7 protein-coding genes and 1 pseudogene are annotated in these 7,179 nt (G+C 71.4%); all 8 read right to left on the bottom strand.

Annotated features, from left to right (window positions below):
• A pseudogene (locus tag PO768_RS26880) lies at positions 1–914 on the bottom strand (putative baseplate assembly protein); the annotation flags it as partial.
• Positions 904–1,347: a GPW/gp25 family protein gene (locus tag PO768_RS26875; RefSeq protein ID WP_137943389.1), complete on the bottom strand. Its 444-nt coding sequence runs from the start codon at positions 1,345–1,347 to the stop codon at positions 904–906. The gene PO768_RS26875 and the pseudogene PO768_RS26880, both read right to left, overlap by 11 nt.
• A 1,742-nt stretch (positions 1,348–3,089) precedes the next feature.
• On the bottom strand, positions 3,090–3,782 hold the full coding sequence (locus PO768_RS26870; RefSeq protein ID WP_262972912.1) for a phage baseplate assembly protein V: 693 nt from the start codon (positions 3,780–3,782) through the stop codon (positions 3,090–3,092).
• Positions 3,779–4,846, bottom strand: a complete 1,068-nt coding sequence (locus PO768_RS26865) for a phage late control D family protein (RefSeq protein WP_272648506.1) — start codon at positions 4,844–4,846, stop codon at positions 3,779–3,781. Before PO768_RS26865 ends, PO768_RS26870 begins: the two co-directional genes overlap by 4 nt.
• A gap of 21 nt (positions 4,847–4,867) precedes the next feature.
• On the bottom strand, positions 4,868–5,026 hold the full coding sequence (locus PO768_RS26860) for a hypothetical protein (protein ID WP_262972910.1): 159 nt from the start codon (positions 5,024–5,026) through the stop codon (positions 4,868–4,870).
• 16 nt (positions 5,027–5,042) lie between these two features.
• The gene (locus tag PO768_RS26855) at positions 5,043–5,717 is read right to left on the bottom strand and encodes a CIS tube protein (RefSeq protein WP_272648505.1); all 675 of its coding nucleotides are present in this window, start codon (positions 5,715–5,717) and stop codon (positions 5,043–5,045) included.
• A 2-nt stretch (positions 5,718–5,719) separates the two neighbouring features.
• On the bottom strand, positions 5,720–6,247 hold the full coding sequence (locus PO768_RS26850; protein WP_272648504.1) for a phage tail protein: 528 nt from the start codon (positions 6,245–6,247) through the stop codon (positions 5,720–5,722).
• An 11-nt stretch (positions 6,248–6,258) separates the two neighbouring features.
• Positions 6,259–7,179 (bottom strand): phage tail sheath C-terminal domain-containing protein (locus PO768_RS26845; protein WP_272648503.1); only part of this gene is annotated, 921 nt, incomplete at its 5' end.

The following is a 7,179-nucleotide window of genomic DNA, read 5'->3' as shown; positions in this document are numbered from 1 at the left end:
GCATCGGCGCCGACGCCGGCCAGCAGGTTCTCGCGCGGGTCATTGGAGGGCGCGCCGATGCGGGCCAGCGGCGGCAGCGCCAGGCGCAGCACGCCTGAGCGGCTCAGGCCCTGCGTGCCGTCCTCCAGCATCTCCAGCGCCGTCAGCGCGCCTGCGGGGCCGCTCATTTCCCAGATCAGCGGCAAGGGCTGGCGGGTGCCGAGGCCCTGGCCATCGTCCGGCAGGGTCGGCGCGAGTGCCAGGCCGATATTGAGCGCGCGGGCCAGGCCCTGCGCATCGGGCGCCAGGGTCTGGCGGGCCTGCGCCTGCTGGGCGGCGCCGGGCGCCATCAGGGCCAGCCACAGCGCGCCGTCGACCGTGTCCGTCATCAGGTCCACGCCCGGGGCCAGGTCTTGCCCGGGTGCAAACACCTCGGTCGTCACATAGCCCTGCGGCTGCCCTTCCAGGCCGCGGTAGACCGCCTGCAGATCGGGCAGCAGCGCATTGAAGTCCTGCTGCTCGTCGGCGTCGAGGCGGCGGCGCACAAAGGCGCGGCCGACGACGGGATAGGCGGTGCAGTGCTGCAAGGTCGAGAAAGGCAGCGGCTTGTCGATCAGTGCGCCGGCCGGCACCTGGACCGCAGCCAGCTGCTTGTCGCTCTTGACCTGCAGCGCCACCAGGCCGCGTGCCGCGCGGGCCGGCTTCATCGCCAGCCCCAGCAGGCGCAGCCAGGCCAGGCGCTGACGCTCGGGGATCAGGTTGGCGCGGTACAGCAAGGTGTCGCCCAGCCAGGCGAACAGCTCGATCAGGGTGCGGCCCGGGTCACCGGGGCGCGGATGGGTCCATTCCGGCGTGTGGGCCGGGATGCGCGCCAGCAGCTCGGCCACCAGGTCCTCATAGCTGCGGTCGTCCAGGGCCGGGGGCTTAATCGGCATGGCGGGCCTCCATCACCAGACTCAGGCCGATGCGGGCCGGCGAGCCGTCGCGCTTGAGCCGGTAGGCGATCTCGACGCGCACGCCGCTGGCGACCCCGGCGGCCAGCAGCGGGTCGACCGCCACGCCGTCGACCACGATGCGCGGCTCCCAGCGCTTGAGCGCGTCCTCGACCAGGTCCTTGATACGGGCCCGGGTCGCCACCGTGTTGGGCTCGGTCAGCAGATTCTCCAGCCCGGCGCCGAAGCCGGGCCGCATCAGCTGCTCGCCGGGCCGTGTCGACAGCAGCACCTCGATCTGCTGGCGCACGCTGAGCGACAGACCGGGGTAATGCAGCTGGCCCAGCGCATCCGGCAGCGGCAGCAGCGGCCAGCCGATCGGCTCGGCATAGCGGGCGGCCAGGGCCGGCGGCAGCGCGTGGGGGGCGGGCTTCATCGCACTACTCCTTGGCCTTGGGGATAGGGATGCAGATCTTCAGGAAGGGCAGCCAGAAGAAGATCAGGTTCAGCAACATCAGGAAGATGTTGAGCACGATGAAGGCGCACAAGGTGATGATGGGCAGCGAGAACGAGCAGATCCAGCCCAGGCCCAGGCCGTCGCCGGCGTCGCCCTTGCCTTCGATCAGCTCGTCGGCCTTGCTGCGCAGCAGCTTGGCCAGCCTGGGGCTCAGCGCGAAGGCCACGCTGGGCTTGATGCGGCGCAGCTGGGCGCGGTCGAACAGATCGGGCAGCGGGATCAGCGGCACCGGCGCGCCGGAGGACTCGAACCAGGGCGCAATGCAAAACGGCGCGCTGTAGTCCGACCAGACCAGGCGGCCGGCGCAGCCGGGCCGGACCGGCTTCAGGCGCACAAAGGCGCGCACCACATACTGCGGCGCCGGCCCGTTGCCGGGCGGATCGAAACGGCCGGCCGTCGGCAGCACGGCGGCAAACTGTTGCTGCAAACAGGCCAGCGTGGCCTCGAAGATCGCGTCGGCTTCGGCACCGCTTACGGCACCCCAGCGCTGCGGCATCGTCAGGCGGGCGCCGGCCTCGGCATCGAGCAGCACGGCCTTGGCCTCGATCAGAAAATCCCAGGCACTGCGGCGCTCGACGCGGGCCGGCTGGCCGCCGCTGGCAGCGATATCGGTCTCGACCCGTAGCGGCCGCAGCGCCGCCTGCAGCGCCTGCGCCGCCGCGCCGTCGCCAAAGGCATCGAACTCGCCATGCAGCTGCTGCAGCAGGGCCAGCAGGCCGGTCAGCGTGTCGAACTGCGGTTTGCTGAGCGTCGCCGAGGCGCCGCGCGCGGCCAGCAGCGCGTCCTCGCTGCTGAAGCTGCGGCCGGCCAGCGGCAGGGCCAGTGCCTCATGGGCCTGCAGGAACAGCGCCAGGTCGGCACGCAGCAGCGCGCGCTCGGCCGCGTCGCTGCCAAAGCGGGTCGGGCTGGGTCCGGCCTCGCTGAGCTCGCCCGAGGACACCCGCAGCATGCCGTAAAGCAGGGTCTTGCCGGCGCCGCCGCAGACCTCGGGCGGCGCGATGAAGAGCGGCTGCACATCCTCGCTGACCGCCGCGCTGCTGTGGGCCAGGCGTTCGCTGCCGGCGCTGCGCAGGCGCTGCTGGCTCGGCGCCCGCGCGTTCAGGGCCGGATGCCCCAGCCGGGCGGCCCAGCCGCGGCGTTCTTGGGCCGGGTCCAGGGCCTCATCGACCGCCTCCCAGCCGAACACGCGGCTGCCCTGCCTCAGCCAGGCCAGCTTGCGCTGGCCCTGCAGACGGCGCAGCACGAAGCCGCTGCTGTCGATCTGGCGCGGATCCAGCCGGGGCTGGCCGGGCTGCTCGCAGAACGCTTCCAGCACCAGCAGATTGAAGACCCGCTGCAGCGGCTGGAACAGGCGCAGCGCACCGTCCTGCNGCCGGGGCTGGCCGGGCTGCTCGCAGAACGCTTCCAGCACCAGCAGATTGAAGACCCGCTGCAGCGGCTGGAACAGGCGCAGCGCACCGTCCTGCAGGGCCGGCGTGGCCAGCGCCGCATGGCGCTGCGGATCGGCCAGCTCGGCCAGCAGGCCGTCGATGAAGTCCTGGTCGCGTCGCTCATTGATCAGCGGTGGCGCCGGCTGCCCGGCGCCGCCGGCGCGCAGGCCGCTCAGATGAACCGGATGGGGCAGCGGATGCCGGAGGCTCTGCAGTTGGTTCATGCCGGCCTCACCAGATATTGCCCGCACCGGGCGTGTAGGCGCTGGAGATCACCGAGTTGGCCATCAGCACATCGCACTGAACCACGCCGGAGAACCTGGAGATGCCGGCATCGACCTTGACCATGCCGGCGCTGACCTCGACCGAGGAGGCCTGCACGGTGACCTTGGCCGAGGCCTGCACCGACACGCCCTGGGTGTCCAGCGTCACGGTGTTGCCGGCGCATTCGATCTCGACCCTGCCGCCGCCCTCCTCCTGCATGCGCAGGCTGACGCCGCCCGGCGTGGTGCACTCGATCATCGCCTGGCCGTCGGCCGCCTCGACGATGGCAATGCGCGTGCCGGCCTTGCCGGTGATGGTCCAGCGGTCGACGCTGGCACCTATGGTTTCTGGCGGCGCGGCGGCACCGTTCCACAGCCCGCCGACGACGATGGGGTGACGCGCATCGCCGTGCACAAACACGACCAGCACCTCGTCGCCGACATCGGGGATGAAGAAGCCGCCGCGCCGCTCGCCGGCAAAGGGGCAGGCGACGCGGGCCCAGACCGCTGCAGCGGGCTCGCTGTCCAGGCTGTAGAACCAGACCTTGACGCGGGCCAGGCCCAGCGGGTCATTGACATCGACGACCTGGCCCAGATAGGGCATGGCCTGGGCGTGCGCGGGCCGGCCGAAGTCGGTGAGGGGCAGGTCGTCGCGCGTCATGCCGGCTCACCCAGATAAGCGCCCTCGGCGCGGAACTCGGTCTCGTAGCCGCGCCGGGCGTCGAAGCGGTGGGTGCAGGCGCTGATCTCGTAGTCGTTGTCAAAGCGCGGCGACACATCGATGAGGCTCAGCCGACTGCCGACGCGCAGCGCCGGGTTGCCCTCGCAGATGCCGTCGATACGGACGAAGCGGCGTGCGCGCTGCTCGAACTCGGCCCGTGCCAGCGCCTGCGCCTCGGCCTGGCTCAGCGCCAGCCGGTGCGAGCTGAGCTGTTCGCGTGCGCCGAATACCTGCTGCAGCAGCTGCGCGCCCGTGCGCCCACGGCCTGGCCCGAGCGTAGCCGCGCTGCCGCTGGCGGCAAGGGTCTGGCCGGCGGCGAAGTCAAAGCCGGTCACCCGCAGCTCGCTGACCTGGTCGGCCAGATCGGCCACCGCGCTGAGCTTGCGCAGCTGGCTGTGCATCTGCAGGCTGACAGCGTTGCGCGGCAGCTGGCCGCGCGGCGCCACCTGCAACTCGCGGCCGCTCACCTGCATATCGCCGCCCTCGCGCGCCAGCAGGCGGCGCAGAAAAGCCAGATCGCTCTCGTTGAACTGCACCTCAAGTTCACGGCTCTGGTCGAAGCCGCTGATCACCGGCGACAGCCCCAGGTCGGCGGCCAGACGGCGCGCGATCTCGGCCAGCGACAGCTGCTCATGGACGACGCTGCGGCGCCGCAGCCTCGCACGCTGGGCCGCGTCCTCGGCCTGCAGCAGCAGGCGCGGCGGGCCCTCGGAATCGATCGCCAGCTCGATGGCGCTGACCATGCCCTCGAAGATCGCGGTATCGCCGAACAAGAGCGTCAGCCGGGTGCCGAGCTTGATCAGGCGCTCGTCCTCGTAGAGCAGACCGACCGAGCCATCGTCACGCGGGCCATGGGCGCCGATGGCCATCTCCAGCGAGGACATGCCGCCCTCCTGCTCGCGCATCGCCATCGACAGCAGCGCGCCGGCGAGCTGGCGGTTGTCCGCCCCGTCGACATGCACGCTCGGACGCGGCGAGTACAGCGCCAGACGGGACAGTGCCATATCACCCATGACCAGCGCTCTTCAGTCGGTCTGCCGGCGCTCGAGGCGCCAGGCTTCGCGTGCCAGCAGCGCCTGCAGCACCTGCTCGTCCGGTGCGGGGCTCTCAGCAGCAGCGGCCGGTGGCGCCGGCGCTGCCGCTGGCTGCTCCAGCACCTCCATCTCATTGATCACGACGGCCATGGTGGGTGTCTCCGGTTCAGTCGAACTTGATGCGGGCCTGGGCCCCCATATCGGCTTTCATGCCGCTGGACCCCGCGCTGACGACCTTGCCTCCCAGCGCGAACTGGCCGGTGAGGCTGATCGAGCGCGCCGCGCCCGGCTGCAGGCCGACGCCGCCGCTCAGCACGGCCACAGCGGCGGCCGCCGCGCGGGCATCGGGATGGCCGGGCGGCAGGGATGCGAATACATCCCTCGGATCCTGCGAGGCCAGCGCGATCTTCAGCAAAGATCGCAGCGGCACACCCTCGGCCGAGAAGAAGTCCAGGGTTTCCCGGAAGGACTCCAGCACGCCCTTGAACACAAAGCTGCCCCAGCGCATGCCGACCAGCGGCGGCGCGCGGTCGCAGGCCGGGCCTTGTTCCAGCGGCTGGAGAAACTGCTTGATGCGGTCGGTCTCGGCGCGCACATCGCCGCCGTCGTGGCTGCTGTCGAACTGCAGATCGAACTCCAGCTTGGCCGTGGTCTGGGCGACGAACTGGCGGGCACTGGCGTCGCGCCCCTTCTTTTCCAGGGTGTTCTGGGCCGTGTAGGACAGCGACAGCGGATTGAACTGCACCAGCACCGCGTCCGGGCTGTCCGCATTGGGCTCCTGGCTCGGATGGGCCTGATCGACCCGGTAGAGCTTGGCCTTGTGTTCGTCGGGAATGCGCATGATCAGGGGGCCTCGAAGTAAAGGCCTTCATGGGCCAGATGGATTTCCTCGATGCCGATCTCGGCGGCGCGGGCGCTCAGCTCGGCGGCCTTGAACTTGACCGGCATGGCGCGCTCCAAGCGCCACTTCAGCAGCGGCGTGCCGTCGATATCGAGCAGGCAGATGCGCACCGTCAGGCGGTGCGCAAAAGCGCCGTTGCGCCGGCTGTCGTTGGCGCCGTCCGGTGCGCCGGCGCCGGCGAACAAGGCCCACCAATGCCAGAGATCGCGCGCCGGCGCCATGCCGCGCTTGATCACCACGGTGGCGAAGCTGACCTGGCCGGCACGCTGGTGCACGCCGTAGTTGGCCCCGCCCTCGCGGATGGTCTTGGCCTCCATCGAGGCCTCCAGGCCGCTGACCTCGGCGAAGCCGCCCTCGCACAGGTCTTCGGCCAGGCCTTCGCCGCTGCCACCTCCGCGCGCGGCGATGGGCTCGCGCGTGAAGGCCACATGGAAGCGGCTGCCGAACCAGGGCGTTTGCTGCTTGCTCATGATCATTGGCCTCAGGCGGCCTCGGCCAGCAGCCGGGCCGGACCGGCGTCGCGCAGATTCAGCACGACGACGATGCGCTGGATCGGCTGGGCCGGCTGGATCTCGATCTCGGCCAGCAGGCGGCCGGCGTCGATATCGCTCTGCCGCATCGTGTCGCGGCCGCAGCGCACCGCGAAGGCCTGGCCGTCGCTTGACAGCGCGCCGGCGCTCAGCAGCGCACGCATCAGATCGCTCAGGCGCTCGCGCACCCGCGCCCACAAGGCCTCGCCATTGGCCTCGAAAACCAGCTCCTCGCCGGCCTGGCGGGCCGCCTGGATCACGACATTGATCAGCCGGCGCACCGCCGCCTGGCGGGTGCGCGGGTCGGCCGCGCAGGACACATCCGACAGCAGCTGCGGCCCGCGCGGGCTCGGGCCCAGCAGGCAGACGCGCTGGGCCAGGCTCAGCTCGCCCAGCGGCGTCCACTGCCTGTGCTGCAGGGCCTGGGTCCAGGCCAGCGGCGGTTCGCTGTCCTGGTAGCGGTAGATGCGCTGGCGCGCGGCCGAGCGGTAGCTGCCGCGCTCCAGCGCGCTGCGGGCCAGCAGACCGGCCAGGCTGCCCTCGGGCGCCTCGACACCGCCTTGCGCGTCAGCGCTGGCGTCGGTGCGCAGCCAGGGATAGGCCAGCTGCAGCCGGTCGCTGAGCAACTCGCCCTCGCCATCCTCGGCCGGCTGCATCCAGCCGGGCTGCTGCGCCATCCAGAGCAGCCATTGATCGGGCGCCGGCAGCTCGCGGCCCTCGCCCAGCAGCGGCAGCGAGGCCAGCAGCTGCACATCGCGGCGATGGAAGGGGCGGCCGGGGTTGTCCAGCAGATTCAGCGCCCGCAGCACGAGGCGGCGCCAGACCGCCAGACCCAGGCTGTTCAGACGCGGCGCCGGCAGGCGGCGCCCGGC

This window comes from Paucibacter sp. XJ19-41 (genome assembly GCF_028462495.1).
Classification (GTDB): domain Bacteria; phylum Pseudomonadota; class Gammaproteobacteria; order Burkholderiales; family Burkholderiaceae_C; genus Roseateles_E.
Note: the sequence above shows the minus strand (reverse complement) of the source record. Positions and strands in the feature narration are given on the sequence as shown.

Coding starts and splice junctions, on each gene's coding strand:
- PO768_RS26875 (WP_137943389.1), bottom strand. CDS start 1,347: ATGAAGCCCGCCCCCCACGCGCTGCCGCCGGCCCTGGCCGCCCGCTAT.
- PO768_RS26870 (WP_262972912.1), bottom strand. CDS start 3,782: ATGACGCGCGACGACCTGCCCCTCACCGACTTCGGCCGGCCCGCGCAC.
- PO768_RS26865 (WP_272648506.1), bottom strand. CDS start 4,846: ATGGCACTGTCCCGTCTGGCGCTGTACTCGCCGCGTCCGAGCGTGCAT.
- PO768_RS26860 (WP_262972910.1), bottom strand. CDS start 5,026: ATGGCCGTCGTGATCAATGAGATGGAGGTGCTGGAGCAGCCAGCGGCA.
- PO768_RS26855 (WP_272648505.1), bottom strand. CDS start 5,717: ATGCGCATTCCCGACGAACACAAGGCCAAGCTCTACCGGGTCGATCAG.
- PO768_RS26850 (WP_272648504.1), bottom strand. CDS start 6,247: ATGAGCAAGCAGCAAACGCCCTGGTTCGGCAGCCGCTTCCATGTGGCC.